This is a genomic window from Thermosynechococcus sp. B1, from assembly GCF_030322985.1.
GTDB lineage: Bacteria > Cyanobacteriota > Cyanobacteriia > Thermosynechococcales > Thermosynechococcaceae > Thermosynechococcus.
This window is the reverse complement of sequence record NZ_CP096573.1, coordinates 1,833,186-1,852,723: the sequence shown is the minus strand read 5'-3', so window position 1 is coordinate 1,852,723 and position 19,538 is coordinate 1,833,186. Positions and strand designations below refer to the sequence as shown.

The 19,538-nt window shown below is 46.2% G+C and carries 19 protein-coding genes and 1 tRNA gene; 14 read left to right on the top strand and 6 right to left on the bottom strand.

The window, feature by feature from the left end; all coding sequences use genetic code 11:
* Nucleotides 1–11 precede the first annotated feature (11 nt).
* Genes pth through psbH form a run of 3 tightly spaced genes read right to left on the bottom strand, consistent with a single transcriptional unit; the run spans nucleotide 12 to nucleotide 1,072 of the window.
* Nucleotides 12–629 (bottom strand): aminoacyl-tRNA hydrolase, encoded by a 618-nt coding sequence (gene pth, locus M0644_RS09245; RefSeq protein WP_286625453.1) that lies wholly within the window; start codon nucleotides 627–629, stop codon nucleotides 12–14.
* Between the two features lie 5 nt (nucleotides 630–634).
* On the bottom strand, nucleotides 635–868 hold the full coding sequence (locus M0644_RS09240) for a TatA/E family twin arginine-targeting protein translocase (RefSeq protein WP_149820194.1): 234 nt from the start codon (nucleotides 866–868) through the stop codon (nucleotides 635–637).
* A 3-nt stretch (nucleotides 869–871) separates the two neighbouring features.
* Nucleotides 872–1,072, bottom strand: a complete 201-nt coding sequence (gene psbH, locus M0644_RS09235; protein WP_149820192.1) for a photosystem II reaction center phosphoprotein PsbH — start codon at nucleotides 1,070–1,072, stop codon at nucleotides 872–874.
* An 86-nt stretch (nucleotides 1,073–1,158) separates the two neighbouring features.
* On the opposite strand from psbH, the gene psbN reads away from it, so the two are divergent.
* The gene (gene psbN, locus M0644_RS09230; protein WP_011057227.1) at nucleotides 1,159–1,290 is read left to right on the top strand and encodes a photosystem II reaction center protein PsbN; all 132 of its coding nucleotides are present in this window, start codon (nucleotides 1,159–1,161) and stop codon (nucleotides 1,288–1,290) included.
* A gap of 2 nt (nucleotides 1,291–1,292) precedes the next feature.
* Here the strand turns inward: psbN and M0644_RS09225 are convergent, their stop codons facing one another.
* Nucleotides 1,293–1,871, bottom strand: a complete 579-nt coding sequence (locus tag M0644_RS09225) for a photosystem I assembly protein Ycf4 (RefSeq protein WP_149820191.1) — start codon at nucleotides 1,869–1,871, stop codon at nucleotides 1,293–1,295.
* Nucleotides 1,872–2,097: 226 nt separating this feature from the next.
* On the opposite strand from M0644_RS09225, the gene clpB reads away from it, so the two are divergent.
* Nucleotides 2,098–4,713, top strand: a complete 2,616-nt coding sequence (clpB, locus tag M0644_RS09220; RefSeq protein ID WP_149820189.1) for an ATP-dependent chaperone ClpB — start codon at nucleotides 2,098–2,100, stop codon at nucleotides 4,711–4,713.
* A 72-nt stretch (nucleotides 4,714–4,785) separates the two neighbouring features.
* Here the strand turns inward: clpB and M0644_RS09215 are convergent, their stop codons facing one another.
* Together M0644_RS09215 and M0644_RS09210 are read right to left on the bottom strand one after the other, a co-directional pair.
* A complete protein-coding gene (locus M0644_RS09215) occupies nucleotides 4,786–5,256 on the bottom strand; it encodes a hypothetical protein (RefSeq protein WP_206201141.1) in 471 nt (156 codons plus the stop codon).
* Between the two features lie 11 nt (nucleotides 5,257–5,267).
* Entirely contained in the window at nucleotides 5,268–5,714 is a 447-nt protein-coding gene (locus M0644_RS09210; protein ID WP_149820185.1) for a hypothetical protein, read from the bottom strand.
* Nucleotides 5,715–6,245: 531 nt separating this feature from the next.
* Between M0644_RS09210 and M0644_RS09205 the strand changes: the two genes are divergently transcribed.
* The 12 genes from M0644_RS09205 to M0644_RS09150 all read left to right on the top strand — a co-directional run bounded on the left by M0644_RS09205 (nucleotide 6,246) and on the right by M0644_RS09150 (nucleotide 19,524).
* Nucleotides 6,246–7,496 carry an MFS transporter gene (locus M0644_RS09205; protein WP_149820181.1) on the top strand — a complete coding sequence of 417 codons (1,251 nt, stop codon included), beginning with the start codon at nucleotides 6,246–6,248 and terminating at the stop codon, nucleotides 7,494–7,496.
* A gap of 9 nt (nucleotides 7,497–7,505) precedes the next feature.
* The gene (locus M0644_RS09200) at nucleotides 7,506–8,255 is read left to right on the top strand and encodes a creatininase family protein (protein ID WP_286625450.1); all 750 of its coding nucleotides are present in this window, start codon (nucleotides 7,506–7,508) and stop codon (nucleotides 8,253–8,255) included.
* The gene (locus M0644_RS09195; RefSeq protein WP_286625449.1) at nucleotides 8,256–9,140 is read left to right on the top strand and encodes an alpha/beta fold hydrolase; all 885 of its coding nucleotides are present in this window, start codon (nucleotides 8,256–8,258) and stop codon (nucleotides 9,138–9,140) included.
* Between the two features lie 38 nt (nucleotides 9,141–9,178).
* Nucleotides 9,179–9,252: transfer RNA gene (locus M0644_RS09190), tRNA-Pro, on the top strand.
* Nucleotides 9,253–9,355: 103 nt separating this feature from the next.
* Nucleotides 9,356–10,405 carry a hypothetical protein gene (locus tag M0644_RS09185; protein WP_286625448.1) on the top strand — a complete coding sequence of 350 codons (1,050 nt, stop codon included), beginning with the start codon at nucleotides 9,356–9,358 and terminating at the stop codon, nucleotides 10,403–10,405.
* Between the two features lie 227 nt (nucleotides 10,406–10,632).
* A complete protein-coding gene (locus M0644_RS09180; protein ID WP_286625447.1) occupies nucleotides 10,633–11,847 on the top strand; it encodes a glycosyltransferase in 1,215 nt (404 codons plus the stop codon).
* A 4-nt stretch (nucleotides 11,848–11,851) separates the two neighbouring features.
* Nucleotides 11,852–12,937 (top strand): glycosyltransferase family 4 protein, encoded by a 1,086-nt coding sequence (locus M0644_RS09175; protein WP_149820152.1) that lies wholly within the window; start codon nucleotides 11,852–11,854, stop codon nucleotides 12,935–12,937.
* 5 nt (nucleotides 12,938–12,942) lie between these two features.
* Nucleotides 12,943–14,901, top strand: a complete 1,959-nt coding sequence (gene asnB / locus M0644_RS09170) for an asparagine synthase (glutamine-hydrolyzing) (protein ID WP_286625446.1) — start codon at nucleotides 12,943–12,945, stop codon at nucleotides 14,899–14,901.
* Nucleotides 14,902–14,972: 71 nt separating this feature from the next.
* Nucleotides 14,973–15,977 (top strand): EpsG family protein, encoded by a 1,005-nt coding sequence (locus M0644_RS09165; RefSeq protein ID WP_190278049.1) that lies wholly within the window; start codon nucleotides 14,973–14,975, stop codon nucleotides 15,975–15,977.
* 1 nt (nucleotide 15,978) lies between these two features.
* On the top strand, nucleotides 15,979–17,133 hold the full coding sequence (locus M0644_RS09160; protein WP_286625445.1) for a glycosyltransferase family 4 protein: 1,155 nt from the start codon (nucleotides 15,979–15,981) through the stop codon (nucleotides 17,131–17,133).
* 69 nt (nucleotides 17,134–17,202) lie between these two features.
* Nucleotides 17,203–18,480 carry a Vi polysaccharide biosynthesis UDP-N-acetylglucosamine C-6 dehydrogenase TviB gene (gene tviB / locus M0644_RS09155; RefSeq protein WP_190278335.1) on the top strand — a complete coding sequence of 426 codons (1,278 nt, stop codon included), beginning with the start codon at nucleotides 17,203–17,205 and terminating at the stop codon, nucleotides 18,478–18,480.
* Between the two features lie 27 nt (nucleotides 18,481–18,507).
* Complete coding sequence (locus M0644_RS09150; protein ID WP_149820144.1) at nucleotides 18,508–19,524, top strand: NAD-dependent epimerase; 1,017 nt, start codon at nucleotides 18,508–18,510, stop codon at nucleotides 19,522–19,524.
* Nucleotides 19,525–19,538: the final 14 nt, after the last annotated feature.

The window sequence follows — 19,538 nt, the reverse complement described above, 5'->3', positions numbered from 1 at the left end:
TCCCCTCAGGTTCAGGATTGCGGCAGGGGAATACTTTTGCCATTGTAGAGATTCATGGCCGCCTCAACCCCAGACTGAATACTTAACTCAATGGCCTCCACGGCAAGGTCGAGCACGGCGGGTAAAATCGCTAGTTCGGCGGCTGAAAAATGTCCCAACACAAAGGGCACGGCATTGCGCGGTCCCGTTTGTTGCTGCAGGCGATCGCCAAAGGCAATGCCCACCTTGAGGCGGGGAAACTGTTGCGAATGACAGTGTTGAATAATTGACTTAATGCCGTTGTGTCCCCCCGTTGAGCCACTCAGGCGCAAGCGCACCCGCCCTAGGGGCAAATCGGCATCATCATAGACGACAAGGGTTCGCTCAAGGGGCAGCTTATAAAAATTCAGCAGGGCATGGAGAGACTGCCCCGAACTATTCATATAGGTAGTGGGTTTGAGGAGGCGTACCTTTTGACCATGAATCAGAACCTCTCCTACCTCTCCCAAGAAGCGCCGCTGCGGGGTCAATTGCACCCTATACCGCTCGGCAAGGGCGTCAAGGACACGAAAGCCAATATTGTGGCGCGTTGTAGCATACTCTATCCCCGGATTCCCAAGGCCGACAATCACACAGGGCTGGAGTGCCATGCCACCTAAGCGGAGGGTTCCCGAGGCGATTCAGATTCTGCCTTGGCCTGCTGTTCCTGCTCGAGGGCAGCGGTCTGCCGCTTCATTTCATCTTGGAATTCGCGGGAGGCTTCCTCAAAAGCACGCTTTGTTTTGCCAAGGCTGCGGCCAATTTCCGGCAGCTTTTTCGGCCCAAAGATGAGCAGCGCCACCACCAAAATGACGATGAGTTCCGGCAGACCGATCCCAAAAACGTTCATGGATTATCCCAGTGCTTTCCAACTCACGTTAACACCATCGAGGATCAGTGTCGAGTTGTAGATTTGCAGAATGATCAGCAAAAAGACCAAAAATAGCCCCATAAAGACCGCCATCAAGGGAGTGGTACCCCAGCCGGGGGCGACTTTACCGTATTCAGAGTTCAAGGGGCGCAGAAGATCCCCGAGCCAAGTCCGTCGTGCCATAAATCCCTTTTTTGAACGAAATGAACAGCGTTTTAATGTTTCGTAATATTATAGAAGCACATCTTGCTCCCATTTAGTACGCTTCTATGGAACCTGCAACAGTTCTTAGCATTGCTCTCGCTGCCGTCTGCATTGGTGTCACTGGCTACTCCATCTATCTTTCCTTTGGCCCCCCCTCGAAGGAGCTAGCGGATCCTTTCGACGATCACGAGGACTAAAATCACAATCCCTCGACGGGAACTCCCAAAAAGCTGGCGATTGTCGCTCCCTGCGTCTCCAATTCCGCCAAGGGCAAGGGCGCACCTACGCGCGTTAGGGGAACTTCACCCCGGCCTTTAATCTTGAGGTAGAGGGCACGCTTGGGGTTGAGTCCCTCTTTAATGACAATTTTCACAGCTTGAACATCGCTGATCGGGCAGCTGACCTCAATGCGGCGGTTCTTACCGGGGAAGCCCCAACGGAAAATGCGCACAAAGCCCGTTTCTTTGTTGAACTCGTTAAAGCCACCGCCAATATCCCAGGCGATCGCCAGCCACAGATACGTTGCCAACAGCAGCGCCGCCACCCCATAAAAGCCAATGGCAATGCCTTGGGGAATAAAGACCAAATCAATTGGTTTCCCAATCGGCAGTAGGTTGCGGTGCAAATAGCTAGAAAGACCAGCCAAAAAGAAGCCCAAGCCACCAATGGAGACCGCTGTTGCCCAAAAGTAGTTACTAGGGCGACGGGAACCCAGCACCCTATAGCGTAGAATCGACTCTTGACGCGGGGATGGCTCAGTTACAGGGGAGTTCGTCATAGCTTGCGTTGCCAAAGTTAAAGCACTTTACATATTAAGAGAAATTGGGGGTATTCCTAAGGGAAGAATTTCTCTGCCCCACAATCCTCTGCATAAAAGCTAGGCTAGAACTACTCTTGGGTGGCTAATTCTACCTGTAGAGTAGGGAAGTCCGAAACAGCGTTTTTCTTGCAATCCATACAATATAAATAGTTAAAAAATGTAAAAAGGGGTCAAAGGGTTAGCTATGCAACCATCCAATCCAAATCAATTTACCGAAAAAGCATGGGCCGCGATCGCCCGCACACCAGATCTAGCCAAGCAGGCACAGCACCAGAATCTCGAAAGTGAACACCTGATGAAATCGCTGCTCGAGCAAGAGGGTCTAGCGACACAAATTTTCCAAAAAGCTGGCTGTTCGGTGCAGCGCATTCGCGATCTCACCGATGAATTCATTAACCGTCAGCCGAAAATCAGTAATCCCAGTGGCGTCTATCTAGGGCAGAGCCTCGATAAGCTGCTTGATCGCGCCGAAGAGGCACGCAAACAGTTTGGGGATGAGTTTATCTCGATTGAGCACTTGGTATTGGCCTTTGCCCAAGACGATCGCTTTGGCAAAAAACTCCTTCAGGAGGTCGGCCTGAGCGAAAAAGCCCTACGGGAAGCGATTCAGCAAATTCGCGGCTCCCAAAGAGTGACGGATCAAAATCCAGAGGGCAAATATGCGGCGCTGGAAAAATATGGCCGTGATCTGACGCTCTTGGCTCGTCAAGGGAAACTGGATCCCGTCATTGGCCGTGATGATGAAATTCGCCGTGTGATTCAGATTCTTTCCCGCCGTACCAAAAATAACCCAGTGCTCATTGGTGAACCCGGCGTTGGTAAAACCGCCATTGCCGAAGGCTTGGCACAGCGGATTGTGGCCGGGGATGTGCCGGATTCCCTGCGCGATCGCCAGTTGATTGCTCTCGACATGGGTGCCTTGATTGCCGGTGCCAAGTATCGCGGTGAATTTGAAGAGCGCCTCAAAGCAGTTCTCAAGGAGGTCACCGACTCCAACGGCCAAATCATCCTCTTTATTGATGAAATCCACACTGTCGTTGGTGCCGGGGCAACCCAAGGGGCGATGGATGCCGGCAACCTGCTCAAACCGATGCTGGCACGGGGGGAACTGCGCTGTATTGGTGCCACCACCCTTGATGAGTACCGCAAGTACATTGAAAAGGATGCAGCCTTAGAGCGGCGCTTCCAGCAGGTCTATGTGGATCAGCCCAGCGTTGAGGACACGATCTCCATCTTGCGGGGTCTCAAGGAACGCTATGAGATCCACCATGGCGTGAAAATTTCCGATACTGCCTTGGTGGCAGCAGCTACGCTCTCAACCCGCTACATTAGCGATCGCTTCTTGCCCGACAAAGCGATTGACCTCGTGGACGAAGCGGCAGCCAAATTAAAAATGGAGATTACCTCGAAACCTGAGGAACTGGATGAGATTGACCGCAAAATCCTGCAGCTGGAAATGGAGCGGCTCTCCTTGCAAAAAGAAACCTCCGCTGCTTCGCGCGATCGCCTTGAGAAACTGGAAAAAGAGCTAGCGGATCTCAAGGAGGAGCAAAGCCGCCTCAATGCCCAGTGGCAAGCAGAAAAAGAGGTCATTGACCGTCTCCAAGCCATCAAAGAGGACATCGAAAAAGTCAATATCGAGATCCAGCAAGCGGAGCGCAACTACGACCTTAACCGTGCTGCTGAACTGAAGTACGGCAAGCTCACAGAACTGCACAAACAACTGGCGGCAGCCGAAGCCAAACTGCGGGAGATTCAAGTGGGCGGGCGATCGCTCCTGCGGGATGAAGTGACCGAGGCCGACATTGCCGAAATCATCTCCAAGTGGACAGGCATCCCCGTGAGCAAACTGGTGGAGTCGGAAGCCCAAAAACTGCTCCACCTTGAAGAAGAGTTGCACAAACGGGTTGTGGGTCAAGATGAGGCGGTCACCGCAGTGGCGGAAGCCATTCAGCGCTCCCGTGCCGGGCTAGCGGATCCCAACCGTCCCATTGCCAGCTTCATCTTCCTTGGGCCAACGGGTGTCGGTAAAACGGAATTGGCCAAAGCCTTGGCGGCCTTCATGTTCGACACCGAAGAGGCGATGGTGCGGATTGATATGTCCGAGTACATGGAGAAACACGCCGTATCGCGGTTGATTGGGGCGCCCCCCGGTTATGTGGGCTATGACGAAGGCGGTCAACTCACGGAAGCCATTCGCCGCCGTCCCTATGCCGTGGTTCTCTTCGATGAGATCGAGAAAGCCCATCCTGATGTCTTCAACGTGTTCCTGCAAATTCTTGATGATGGCCGTGTCACCGACTCCCAAGGGCGGACGGTGGACTTCAAGAACACCATCATCATTATGACCAGCAACATTGGTTCCCAGTACATTCTCGATGTTGCCGGCGATGACAGCCGCTACACGGAAATGTACAACCGCGTCATGGAGGCAATGCGTGCCCACTTCCGCCCCGAGTTCCTCAACCGTGTGGATGAATTTATCATCTTCCACAGCCTGCGTAAGGATCAATTGCGGCAAATTGTTCAATTGCAGGTGCAGCGGTTGCAGCAACGCTTGAGCGATCGCCACATTAACTTGTCCCTCACAGAGAAGGCGATCGACTTCTTGGCCGAAGTGGGTTATGACCCTGTCTATGGTGCCCGCCCGCTGAAACGCGCCATCCAGAAACAACTGGAAACCCCCATTGCCAAAGCTATCCTACGGGGCGACTTCTTCGATGGCGATACGATTCTGGTGGATGTGGGCGAGAACGAACGCCTCAGCTTCCAGCGTCAAGCGGAACTGGTAACCGTTTAGGTGCAACTGAAACTGATTCAAGAGGGTTGGGTTGGGGCTTTCCCCTCAGCCCTCTTTTTTTGACCAAGCGTTTTAGTAGCCTCGGTCAAACAGGGTAATCTTGGCCAACAGTCCTGCCACCATCAAAAAGAGAGCCACTAGCAGTGCCCAGAGGCGGTTTTCCGTCGAGCCTTGACGCTTCCCTAAGTCCACTAACTGCTCACGATTGGTTTGCACCTCCAAGCGCACTGCCTCAATTTTGGCTTCTATAGTGTTGAATTTCTCGTCAATCGTGTTAAACTTTTCGTCAAATTTTGCTTCCAGCGTGTTCAGCTTCTCTTCAAACTTGGCTTCTAGTGTGTTGAACTTTTCTTCAAATCTGACTTCTATAGCATTCAATTTCTCATCTACTATCTGGAACTTTTGATCAATCGTATTGAATTTCTCACGGATTTCCGCGTGACCGACTTTCACCTCAAGGGTAAGTTCCGCCAGTTGGGACTGCATAGCCTTCATGGTCTCGAGGACTTCTGCGAATTGAGACTGGGTGACGGGTTCACTCATGCTGCTCATCCTTAGACTTGGTCAAACAGGGTAATCTTGGCCAATAGTCCCGCCACCATCAAAAAGAGTGCCACTAGCAGTGCCCAAAGGCGATTTTCCGTTGAACCTTGACGCTTCCCTAAGTCCACTAACTGCTCGCGATTGGTTTGCACTTCCAAGCGAACCGCCTCGATTTTGGCTTCTATGGTGTTGAATTTCTCGTCAATCGTGTTAAACTTCTCGTCAAATTTTGCTTCTAGCGTGTTCAGCTTCTCTTCAAACTTGGCTTCCAGCGTGTTCAGTTTCTCTTCAAACTTGGCCTCCAGAGTCTGGAATTTTTGATCAATCGTGTTAAATTTCTCACGGATTTCCGCGTGACCGACTTTCACCTCAAGGGTAAGTTCCGCCAGTTGCGACTGCATGGCTTTCATGGTCTCGAGGACTTCTGTCAGTTGCGATTGGGTGACGGGTTCACTCATGGGTGGAGTTCAAGGGGACTTAAGTTTATTCTAGAGTGACCCAGCAATTTCCGTTTTTAACGTCTCCATAAATGCCGAATAATTTTGGTGGTTGGCTGGGAAGCCGAGTTATAGCCAAGTCTGGGGTAATGTGTCTGCAATAAACTGACGTGCTTCAGTACCATCGTCAGGCTGGCGATCGCCTCCTTGGTATTTCCCAATTGCTCCTCCAGCCAAGCCAGATTGCGACGATGATTTAGTTCTGCTTCTAAAACGATAATTTCTTATTGGCAGAAAATTAAATGGTTATTAACTCTCAGATGGTAGGGTGTTATATGCTACACAGGCAAGGGTGATTTTTCGTATTTTTACTTCCTCCTATCTGGTGATTTTTGCGACCTGTACTCCTCAGAATGCCCAAAACGAACCTCAAAGGATACAGAGACAGGGCAAACGCCGGCAAGGGTCTGACGGTATATTGGATTCAGACTGCCAGCCCCAATCTTTGGTAACGGTGAGGAAACTTGTGTTCATGGTCAGTGAGCAACAGCAATGGTAAGTTCTGGTCCCAAGCCCCGTCCAGAAGGGTTTGCTGCTCTGATGCGGAACAAGAATTTCCTCAAGTTATGGGGCGGTCAAATCATCTCCCAACTGGCGGACAAAATTTTTCTCGTCCTCCTAATTACACTGGCGGTTTCCTATGACGCCAGCTATGAACTGCCCGGCTCTAAGGCCTCAGCCGTAATGATTGCCAATACGCTACCAGCGGTCTTCTTTGGTTCAACGGCGGGCACCTTTGTGGATCGCTACCCGAAGCGGGAGCTAATGAGCATTACCAATATTCTGCGCGGGCTACTGGTTTTTGCTCTGATCTTTATTCCGAAGCGGTTTACGCTGCTGCTCCTGATTGCCTTTTCTGAGTCCATTCTTACGCAATTCTTTGCCCCGGCAGAACAGGCGGCGATTCCCCTGCTAGTGAAGGAGGAAAATCTGCTCTCGGCGAATGCCCTCTTTATCACAACAATGATGGGGTCACTTGTAGTGGGGTTTGCCATCGGTGAGCCATTGCTGAGTGGTGCTGTGGCCATAGGGGGTGTCTATGCCCGTGAAGTCGTTGTCGGTGCGCTGTACGTTATGGCGGGATTGGTTTTAGCCTCGATTCGCTACCGAGAAGCAGTTCATGAGCGCGATCGCCACCTCAATGTATGGCAGGACTTGCAGGAGGGGTTTCACTACGTGCGCAAAAATCGCCTCTTGGGGAATGCCATGCTCCAGTTAACGATCCTCTATTGTGTCTTTGCCGCCTTGACGGTGTTGGCCGTCAGTTTAGCCCAAGAAATTGGCCTGCGTCCTAATCAGTTTGGCTTTCTCTTGGCCGCCGCAGGGCTGGGGTTAATTTTAGGGGCGGGGGTTTTGGGCCAATGGGGGGAAAAATTGCATCATCGACCCCTGCCTTTGATTGGCTTTTTGGTGATGGCAGCCGTCCTGCTGGTCTTTGCCTTTGTGCATCATCTGTGGGTGGGTCTGGGCTTAAGTATTTTGCTGGGAATGGGGGCATCTTTAATTGGTATTCCCATGCAGACCCTCATTCAAGTTCGGACGCCGGCGACGATGCGGGGTAAGGTCTTTGGCTTCCAAAATAACATTGTCAATATTGCCCTCAGTGTGCCCTTGGCGATCGCCGGGATTCTTTCGGACTTCCTTGGCCTCACAGTGGTCATGGTGGGGATGGGGGGCGTGGTGGCGATCGCGGGCATTTGGGCATGGCGGAATACACGAGCCGTTCTTGAGGATGCGATTTAGGAGACAGGAATGCCCCTACTACACTTGAGTACTTGGCCAGAGGTCGAAGCCTATCTCAACACTTCCAAGGGGATGATTATTCCCATTGGCTCCACGGAGCAGCACGGCCCTATGGGTCTCATTGGTACTGATGCCCTCTGTGCCGAGGCGATCGCCAAAGGGGTAGGGGAAGCAACTCATGCCCTTGTTGCCCCGACAGTTTCCGTGGGCATGGCCTTACACCATACGGCTTTCCCCGGCACCATTAGTTTGCGCCCTAGCACGTTGATTCTTGTCATTCGCGACTATTTAGTGAGCTTGGTACGCGCAGGCTTTCAACGCTTCTTTTTCATTAATGGTCATGGCGGCAATATCGCGACAGTGAAGGCGGCCTTTGCGGAAACCTATGCCGTTTTGGCAGATCTGCCCATCCCAGAGGCGGATCAGGTGCGCTGTGAGTTGGCCAACTGGTTTATGTGTAGTTCAGTGATGCAACTAGCACGGGAATTGTATGGCGATCGCGAGGGTTCCCATGCCACCCCCAGTGAAGTGGCGGTGACCCAATTTCTCTATCCAGAGGCCATTAAACGCGTTCCCCTCAATCCCGAAGTCAACACCAGTCATGCCATCTACGGTGCCGCAGATTTTCGCCGCCGCTATCCCGATGGTCGTATGGGGGCAGATTCCAGCTTGGCTACCCCTGAGCATGGACAGCAATTCTATGAGCGGGCTGTTCAGGAGTTGAGCGATCGCTACCGTCAATTTCTGCAAGCCGACTAAATGACTTTCTCTCTCCCAGCTCAAACGTGGCATTGGCACGGTTACCCGATTCTCTATCGGCATCAAGGGACTCAGGGCATCCCCCTACTCCTGATTCACGGCTTTGGTGCCTCTAGCTTGCATTGGCGCAAAAACATCCCTGCCCTTGCGGCTCACCATCAAGTCTATGCCATTGATTTACTGGGCTTTGGTGGCTCCGCCAAACCCGCTCCCTCGGTCATCCCCTATACATTTGAGACGTGGGCAACCTTGGTTCTAGACTTTTGCCGCGAGGTCATTGGTCAGCCCACGGTTTTAATCGGCAACTCCATTGGCTGCGTCGTTGCTTTACAGGCCGCTGTTTTCCAGCCTGCATGGGTCAGTCAACTGATCCTGCTGAACTGCTCTTTGCGTCAGCTCCACGATCGCAAGCGATCGCAACTCCCTTTGTACCGCCGTTGGGGAACCAGCCTACTCCAGCAACTTTTAGGCAATCGCACCCTTGGCACCTACTTTTTCCGCCAAATTGCCCAACGCCGTACTGTGCGCCGTATTCTGCACCAAGCCTATGCCAACACTGCCGCCGTCACCGATGAACTGGTAGAGATATTACTCACCCCTGCCCAAGACGTGGGGGCTGCCGAGGTCTTCTTAGCCTTTGTCCGCTATTCCCAAGGTCCCTTACCCGAAGACCTGCTACCCCAGATTCCCTGCCCCACCTATTTCCTGTGGGGTGCCGCCGACCCTTGGGAACCCATTGATGAAGGGCAGAAGCTAGCTCAATTTCCCTGTGTGCAGGAGTTTGTCGCCTTACCAGAGGTGGGCCATTGCCCTCAAGATGAAGCACCTGAGCAGGTGAATGCCCACATTCTGAAATGGTTGGGCAAAATTTCCATCACTGACTAGGATGTTCTCTGAACTCGTGTTATACTGGTAAAGCTTAACGGGGCGTAGCGCAGCTTGGTAGCGCACCACTTTGGGGTAGTGGGGGTCGTGGGTTCAAATCCCGCCGCTCCGATTTTGAGAAGCCAGCCATGTACCTACTTGACACTAGACTAAGTGTATAATTTTGATATAACTCTAAATTGGAAAGGCTTGACTTCCTGAAGGATGTAAATGCAATGAACATAACTAAGGTAAAAAATGCAATTAAAAGAGTTCCTGTAGCCAGATATCTATATCAGAGGTTATACGGCAATTTCATCAAATTTCTATATCTTCCTAAAATTGAATCTGAAAAAGATACTATCCACTTCCTAGGCATAGATACAAAGCCTACTATTCTACCAGCAGTACTTGCTTACTCGTTGTCTAATGAGAAGTTTAGTCAAAATTCATTCTATGGTGTATCTAAAGTCATAAAGCAGTATGCAAATATTCCTGTAAAGCAAAGATTGATTGCTACGATTGAACATGGTCTTTACTTGAGTAATGATTTTTTTATTGATGATCTGTGTCCAGATACACGTGGAATCATTACATTTAGCCAGTACAGGAAAGAAATACTTTTGAAGTACACAAGCAAAAAAATAGTACCTATTGGCCCCTACATACATTATGCTGATTTGATTAACAGTCAAACTTTATTAGAAATCAAGCAAAATCTAGGAAATACTCTTTTATTTTTCTTGGCGCATTCATCGGGTCACAAAAAAGAAGTTGTAAGAGCAAAGTTTGACCACTTATCAGCATTAAACTATCTCAAACGATTAAAAAATGAATTTAAATCTATTGTGGTCTGTTTCTTCTGGTTAGATTGTAAGCCAGAAATAGTTTCTCTTTACTTAAAAGCTGGTTTTTACTGCACAACAGTAGGCCATAGTCTTGACTGGAATTTTATGAATCGTCTTAAGTCAATTATTTATCTTGCAGACGTTACAGCATCCAATGCTATTGGTACCCATGTGGGTTACTGTATCTATATGGGAAAACCGCACTGGCTATTCAAGCAACAAATAGACTATGATATACCACAAAGTCTCTACATTAGGGAATCTAAAGCTGTAAGTGACTATTACTCATCAATCGAATATCAGCAACTTGCTCGGCTTTTTGAAAAACACTCACAGACAATAACGGATGAGCAATATCAAATGTGTAATTTCTTATGGGGATTTGATCAGGTTAAGAATAAGGAAGAACTACGTTCAATCTTGCACGAATTTATATAAGATTGAGTCGATTATTTCTGCAGATTGTCTTAGTAGTTCTGGTTCCCGTGAGATTCTAGCTGATGGCAAATATGGTACGCTGGTTCCTGTCGGCGATGTCAATGCCTTAGCCAAAGCCATGACTGAAGCCCTAATGAGTTCACCAGAGCCTGAATTCCTAAAGCAACGAGCGGCTGACTTCTCGGTTGAAAAGATTGCCCAGCAGTATCTTAATGTAATGTTTCCCCATGAGCAGTAATGTACTCTATATTACCTATGATGGTTTGCTAGAGCCACTTGGCCAATCCCAAGTATTGCGCTACCTTGAAAAGCTAAGCGATAGTTACACTATCTACCTCATTAGTTTTGAGAAAGCTAAAGATTGGCAGAATGTTCTTGAGCGCCAGAGAATTCAGAAGAAAGTTCACTCCCATCAAATTCATTGGATTCCCTTAAAGTACCATAAATCTCCCTCTGTTCTGGCGACAACCTATGACTTGTTTCAAGGAATTACAGTAGCTTTATTTATTGCTGTTACAAGAAGGATTAAAATTGTCCATGCTCGCAGCTATGTTCCTTCTGTAATTGCCTTAGTCCTCAAAAAGTTACTACGCACTAAATTTATTTTTGACATGCGTGGCTTTTGGGCAGATGAGCGAGTTGATGGGGGTATTTGGCCTGTAAATAGTCAACTTTATCACTTGGCAAAATGGTTTGAAAAGCAATTTTTGCTCAATGCAGATCATACTGTATCACTCACAGAAGCAGCCATTTCTGAAATCAGCAAGTTTGAATATTTGCAAAACAAAAAGCTAAATTTTTCCTGCATTAGAACCTGCACAGATTTAGATATTTTCTCACCTGAAAATGAATCAGTAAATAATCATAAGCAAACGAATAATCTAGTAATTGGCTATATTGGCTCTATAAGTAATTGGTATTTATTCTCTGACGTACTTAAATTTATCTATTTTCTATACTCTATTGATAAAGACTTGGTCTCTAAATTTATCATTGTGACACGAACTGATCATCAAATAGTTCGTGAAATTATTAATCAAAGTAAAGTAAATTTGTTATCTATTGAAATTACTAGCTCTGACTATCAGGGTATTTCAGATATAATCAGGCAAATGAACTTAGGAATTTTTTTTAGGAAGCCAGCTTACTCTAATCTTGCTTGCGCCCCTACCAGATTGGGTGAATTTCTTGCCTGTGGCATCCCATGTGTAACTAATGATGGAGTTGGGGATATGACTCAGATCATTGAGCAAGAAAAAGTTGGGGTTATCTTAAGAAGTTTTGATGAATCCGCTATGCGTAAAGCCGCCGAAGAGATTTTAGAATTACTACAAGACGAACACTTGAGCCAACGATGTCGTGCAGCAGCCATTAAGTATTTCTCTCTTGAAGAAGGCGTAAAGGACTATCAAAATATTTATCAACAACTAGTAAATGAATAAAATAATGAATGTTTTGTTTTTGACTAGATACGATCGCGATGGTGCTAGTAGCCGCTATCGTTTCTTTCAATACATTAATTACTTAAAAGAAAGAGGGTTTAATTGTGAAATACTGCCCTTACTGAATCAGCAATATCTTCACCACCTTTATACTGGAGATTATAGAAAATATATTCACGCCCTAAAAGGTATATTTAACCGCTTAATTAAGCTATTGAGACTTAATCACTACAACTTAGTTATTCTTGAAAAGGAAATATTTCCTTATATGCCTTTCTTTATCGAGAATTATTTCATTCCGAACGTCCCGATTGTTGTTGATTATGATGATGCTATTTTCCATCAATATGACCAGCACAAAAACAAAATTATCAAATCCTTACTCTCTAGTAAGATTGCCTCCATCATGAATTCAGCGACTTTAGTGACCGCTGGCAATAACTATATTGCTGAGTATGCCCGCAATACAGGTGCGAGATGGGTTGAGGTCTTACCTACTGTTGTTGATCTTTCTAAATATACCTTTGTTCAAAATAAAATTAACGCAGAGCTGTCTCGCCTCAAAATTGTCTGGATTGGTACACCCAAAACCCAAAAGTATTTACTTCATATTGCTTCAGTACTGACTCGTTTATCTCAAATTTATAAAATTCAGTTAATCGCGATCGGTACCCATAATCTTCACTTGCCAAAAACTGAAGTTATCTCTGTTCCATGGTCAGAAGAAACAGAAGCTCAAGACATTGCCCAGTGCGATATTGGCATTATGCCCCTTCCCGATGAGCCTTGGGAGCGCGGTAAGTGTGGCCTCAAATTGATTCAGTATATGGCTTGCGGGTTACCTGTTGTTGCTTCTCCTGTCGGAGCCAATCTTGATATTGTTCAGCATGGTGTCCATGGCTTTTTAGCTTCTACAAATGAAGAATGGGCAACTGCCCTTGAAACCTTAATTCAAAATGCTGACTTGCGCACTAGGATGGGTCTTGCAGGCCGTCGCCGAGTTGAGCAGCACTACGCTCTTCAAGTGACAGCACCCAAATTGGCGCATCTGCTAGAGTCTGTAGTAGCCAAAGCTCAAGGAGTCCTCTAAGGCTTATGTGTGGCCTAGTTGGTTTTCTCAACGCTGCCTTTTTAGGTGACTGGGCAGCAACTATCCGCAAGATGAATGGCACCCTTTCCCATCGCGGCCCTGATGATGAGGGAGTCTGGATAGATGAGGCGGCAGGTATCGCCCTAGGCCACCGTCGTCTAGCAATTCTTGATCTTTCCCCCGCAGGACATCAGCCGATGGTTTCTGCTTGTGGCCGTTATGTCCTCGTCTTTAATGGTGAAATTTACAACCACCTTGAACTGCGTCAGGAGTTAACAGCCCTTGGTGCAGCCCCCCCTTGGCGCGGACATTCCGATACCGAGACGCTACTGGCGGCTTTTAGCCATTGGGGCGTGACCACAGCCCTAGAAAAGCTAGTTGGCATGTTTGCCCTTGCCCTTTGGGATCGCAAGACTCGTACATTAACCCTAGCTAGGGATCGCATAGGTGAAAAGCCCCTCTACTACGGTTGGGTCAATGGAGCCTTGGTTTTTGCCTCAGAACTCAAAGCGATTCGGGCTTACCCAGCCTTTGCTAACTTGATTAATCGCGATGCCTTAGCGCTGTATTTCCGCTATAGCTGGATTCCGGCTCCCTACAGCATCTATGAACATATCTGGAAGTTACCAGCAGGTACCTATCTCCAGTGGTCTGCTGAATCTCTCAGACCCAACATTCAAGGGACACCTCAAGCTTACTGGTCACTGCAAACCGTTATTGAAAAAGGGCTGACTCACACCTTTCAGGGGACAGAAGCAGATGCCGCTACTGAATTAGAGTATCTCCTGCGGCAGAGTTTGCAAGGGCAACTGTTGGCAGATGTTCCCCTAGGGGCTTTTCTATCGGGGGGAGTAGATTCTTCAACCGTTGTAGCCTTAATGCAAAGCCTTTCTTCCCAGCCCGTTAAAACATTTAGCATTGGCTTCTATGAAGATGCCTATAACGAAGCCCAATATGCTAAAGCAGTTGCCCAACACTTGGGTACCGATCACACTGAATATTACCTTACAGGTCAAGAGGCGCGGGATGTCATTCCCAAACTTACCCACCTTTACGACGAACCCTTTGCTGATTCCTCTCAAATCCCTACCCATCTTGTGTCAATGATTGCGCGCCAAGAGGTGACAGTTGCTTTGTCCGGTGATGGAGGGGATGAACTATTTGGCGGATACGTACGGTACCTTTTGACCCCTGCAATTTGGGGAAAAATAGAACGCTTGCCGAAACCAGTGCGCCGCACCCTTGCATCTTTGCTGAAAAAACTATCCCCTAGACAATGGGATCAGCTTTTTGGGGGACTCAGTATCTTTCTGCCTCAGAATTTAAGATATACAACCATAGGGGATAAAATCGCTAAGCTGGCTAAGCTCTGTGAAATGACCTCTGACAAAGAAGTCTATCTTTCTTTTCTATCACTGATTGATTTACCTTCTCAGTTCGTCCTTAATAGTCAAGAACCATTATTAATCCAAGAAAAGCTTGACCAACTGAGCCATCAACTGCCTTTTGAATCCTATATGATGGCACTTGATTTGCTGACCTATCTCCCCGATGACATTCTTGTCAAGGTCGATCGCGCCGCCATGGGAGTGAGTCTTGAGACCCGTATTCCTTTTCTAGATCATCGAATTGTTGAGTTTGCTTGGACACTCCCCCTTGAGATGAAAATCAGACAGCGGCAGGGCAAGCAGGTACTCCGTAAACTTTTGTATCGCTATGTCCCGCCGCCTTTGATTGAACGCCCTAAAATGGGGTTTGGTATTCCCCTAGCTCAGTGGTTGCGTTCTGAACTGCGAGACTGGGGAGCAACTTTGTTGAACCCAAACCGTCTTCAGCAGGAGGGCTACCTACACCCTGACCTTGTTTGGCAATACTGGCAGGAGCATCAAACAGGAAAACGCAACTGGGCAGGACAACTATGGGAAGTATTAATGTTTCAGTCATGGTTAGAGCGCTGTTTCTGAATATCTAGCCCTAGCATATGTTTCCCTATTTCTTTGTTTTCTTACTCACGCTAACACCATCGGTTATAGAAATGCCGAAGTGGTATTGGGTATTTCTTTTTAGTATTTATGTCGCTTTTATTGGTCTGAGATTTGAAGTTGGTGGAGACTGGTTTCAGTATATAGATGTACTAGAAGCTTCTAGATATCAGCCATGGGTAGGCTTTGAAGCTCTACTTGGTGACCCTGCCTATCACTGGATTAATAAGATTGCTGCTGCTCTTAATCAGGAAATTTATTTTGTAAACTTATGTGTTGCAGTGATTTACACAAGCTGTTTATTTGCTTTTTGTCAAAAACTGAAAAATCCTTACTTGGGTTTAACAGTTGCTTTCCCATACTTAACGACTGTTGTAGCAATGGGCTATACTCGCCAAGCAGGAGCGATCGCTTTAGAGCTACTAGCGTTAATGGCATTAGAATCCAATAAAAAAATAAATTCAATTCTGTTTTTTATTTTGGCATTACTGTTTCATAAGACAGCAATATTTCTGATATTAGTGCCGATATTAATGTTTTTATTTGACGTACTAAAAACAGGAAAAATAATTAATATTCTACTTGTGTTAGCATTATTATTGATAGCTCTATCTGGTGCAATTGCAATTACTAACATCAGCGATAGATTTTTAGTTCACTATATCGGAGCAGGGATGTCATCTTCAGGTGCTTTAATTCGACTATCCATGAATCTCTTACCTGCAACTATTTTTTTAATCGAATACTATACAGGGCATAATTTCTTTAGAACTTCTTCAAAAGTTTATCTTGCTTTATCTTGGCTAGTTATTTTTTCTTTTGCACTCTTGCTGACAGGTTCTTCAACTGCTGCCGATCGCCTTGCGCTGTACCTAATACCTATTCAGATCTATGTTCTAGGAAATCTGCCCTACCTCTTTCTGACTCAAAGCCGAGAAATATTTTATCGATGGATGCTTCTAGTACTTGGTTACAGTTTTTTAGTATTATGGGTATGGCTGCAATTTGCTGATCATGCTTTCGCGTGGTTACCCTATCGCATGTATCCTTTTATTTAAGATGGCAATCAAAGATCACTATGGAATACCCAAGCTAGATGGGTTGTCATTGATATTGCTTTGCAACAATGCTCAGATGTTAATTAATTTCAGAAGAGATTTGATTTTAGAATTAATTCATAGAGGTGCTGAGGTTCATTGTTTAGCTCCAGATTATACAGAAGCAGAAATTTCAAAACTAAATGAAATAGGTGCCAGATGTCATCATTTTTACCTTGTTCGTAATGGCACAAATCCTTGGCAAGAAATTAAATCTCTCTTCTCTATTATTAAAACAATAAAAAAAATTAATGCTGATAGTCTCTTGGCTATTAGCTCGAAGCCAATTATTTGGGGATTACTAGCCTCGAGATTTGTTGGTATAAAATTCCGCTCTGCATTATTCACGGGCTTAGGTTATGCATTTACTCTTGACCATCAATTAAAATCAAGAAAATTGAAGAGTATTCTCATTTTTTTATACAGGATATGCTTACCTATTGCGGATAAAATTATCTTTCAAAATAAAGATGATTGTCATGAAATTACTCAAGCATGTGGCCTAAATCCTTGTAAAACTTTAATCATTAAAGGGACAGGCGTTAATCTTCAAGAATGGTCGTATTGCGAGCCTTTTTCTCGTCCATTAACATTTACTTTAGTTGCAAGGTTACTTATTGAAAAAGGAGTATTAGAGTTTTTAGAGGCATCTAAATACTTAAAAGCTCTGTATCCTAAAGTTCGATTTTGGTTAATTGGTGGACTAGATAGCAATCCGGGGAGCTTATCTGAAGCACAAATTAAGGAATTTACAGAGCTTGGTATAGTTGAGTGGTTTGGCTTTGTTAATATCAAAGAGTATCTACCCAGTACTAGTGTGTTTGTCTTACCTTCCTACCGTGAGGGTGTTCCCCGCAGTACGCAAGAAGCAATGGCTATGGGTCGACCAGTGATTACTACGGACGTGCCAGGCTGCCGTGAAACGGTTATTGACGGCTATAATGGTTACCTTATTCCGCCTCGGGATGTGAATGCTTTGATAACTGCAATGCGGAAATTTATTGAACAACCTAGTTTGATTCCTTCAATGGGGTATCATAGCTATCAAATGGCTTTGGACTTATTTGATGTCAAAAAGATTAATGCTCAATACCTCAAATTGCTCAGTTCATGTTAGTTTTATTAGGATATTGCAACTCTTTTCAAAAAAGTGAAAGATGCCGAAATTAGCGAAGGTGAGTGCATGATGCTTAATTTTTCTGATACTTTTAAGATTGCTGTGATTGGCTTAGGTTATGTTGGTCTTCCTTTGGCCGTTGAATTTGGCAAGAAGTACTATACTATTGGTTATGATGTTAATAGCCAACGTATCGCTGAACTTAAGCAGGGATATGACAGAACAGGAGAAGTCAGTGACACTGATTTGCAAGCGTGTTCCTTGCTAATGTACACAACCTATCTCGAAGATTTAAGAAAATGTAATATTTTTATTATTTCTGTCCCCACTCCAATAGATTATTACAAAGTTCCAGATCTTGAACCTTTAAGAAAAGCTTCCAAGAGTGTTGGTCAGATTTTATCACCTCAGTCTATAGTTATCTATGAATCTACTGTTTATCCGGGTGTAACAGAAGAAGTTTGTGTTCCCATCCTTGAGCAGGAATCCAAACTAAAATTTAATCAAGATTTTTTTGTTGGTTATAGCCCTGAACGAATAAATCCGGGGGATCATAACCATCGTTTAACCACAATTAAAAAAGTTACCTCTGGTTCAACACCTGAAGTTGCTGATTTAGTTGATCGCCTATATGCATCAATTATTCCAGCGGGAACACACAAGGCAAGCTCGATTAGAGTGGCCGAAGCGGCAAAAGTAATTGAAAATATTCAACGAGACATTAATATTGCTTTTGTGAATGAGCTATCTATTATTTTTCACCTATTGGGCATTGATACAGAAGAAGTGTTAGCTGCTGCAAGCACAAAATGGAATTTCTTGCCCTTTCGTCCGGGATTGGTCGGTGGCCACTGTATTGGCGTTGATCCCTACTATCTAACTTACAAAGCAGCAGCTTGCAATTATCACCCTGAACTGATTCTGGCTGGTCGCCGTATCAACGATAACATGGGCTTTTATGTAGCAGCGCAATTTCTGAAGTTACTCGTCAAAAAGGGAATTGACTTACCTAATGCTCGTGTACTTGTTATGGGACTAACCTTTAAGGAAAATTGCCCCGATTTACGCAACACACGTGTCGTTGACATTATCAAAGAACTGCAAAGTTATGGCCTAGAGGTTGATATTTACGATCCTTGGGTAGATCCCCAACAGGCCAAGAGAGAATATGGAATTTCCCTTATTGAAGAGTTATCTCATCAGTGGGACGGAATCATTATTGCTGTTGCCCACCAGCAGTTTCATGAAATGGGTAGTACTGGCATTCGTGCTCTCTTGAAAACACCGGGAGTTCTTTATGATGTGAAGTGGGTATTATCGAAGGAAGATGTGGACGGCCGCCTTTAGCTACTTTTTGTCATTTGAGGAATCAAGATGGATATTTTGGTGACGGGTGTTGCTGGGTTTATTGGCAATGCAGTAGCACTGGAACTACTTAAGCGGGGCGATCGCGTGATTGGTCTCGATAATCTCAACAACTACTACGATGTCAACCTCAAGAAAGCTCGCCTTGAACGCCTCAACCCCTTCACGGCAAGTGAGCAATTTGTATTTAGAAAAATCGACCTTGTAGATCGCGCAGAGTTGAACCAACTCTTTACAGACTTTGCCCCGCAACGGGTCATCCACTTAGCAGCGCAAGCGGGTGTACGCTACTCGATTGAGAATCCCTTGGCCTATATTGACAGTAATATTGTAGGTTTTATCCACATTTTGGAAGCCTGTCGCTACCATCAGGTAGAGCATCTCGTCTATGCCAGCACCTCAAGCGTCTATGGTGCCAATAAAAAACTACCCTTTTCTGTTCACGATAATGTTGATCACCCCTTGAGTCTCTATGCGGCCACCAAGAAAGCCAATGAACTGATGGCACATACCTACAGCCACCTCTATGACCTGCCCACTACTGGACTGCGCTTTTTTACCGTCTATGGCCCATGGGGGCGCCCCGACATGGCACTCTTTAAGTTTACGAAAGCCATTTTGAATAATGAACCGTTGCCTGTCTTTAATTATGGTAAGCATCGCCGCGACTTTACTTACATTGATGACATTGTCGAGGGGATTCTACGGGTGCTGGATCGACCTGCCACACCCAACCCTTCATGGAGTGGCGAAAATCCTGATCCGGCCACTAGTCTCGCACCTTGGCGTGTTTACAACATTGGTGCCCACCGCCCCGTCGAACTCCTACGGTATATTGAACTTTTAGAAACCTATCTTGGGAAGAAAGCGCAGTTAAATCTTCTGCCTCTGCAACCGGGCGATGTCCCCGATACCTACGCGGATGTGCTCGAACTTAGGGCAGACACAGGCTACGAACCCACAACTCCTGTTGAGATAGGCGTACAGCAATTTGTCCACTGGTATCGTGAGTACTATGGTATCTAACGAGTTGAGTTTGC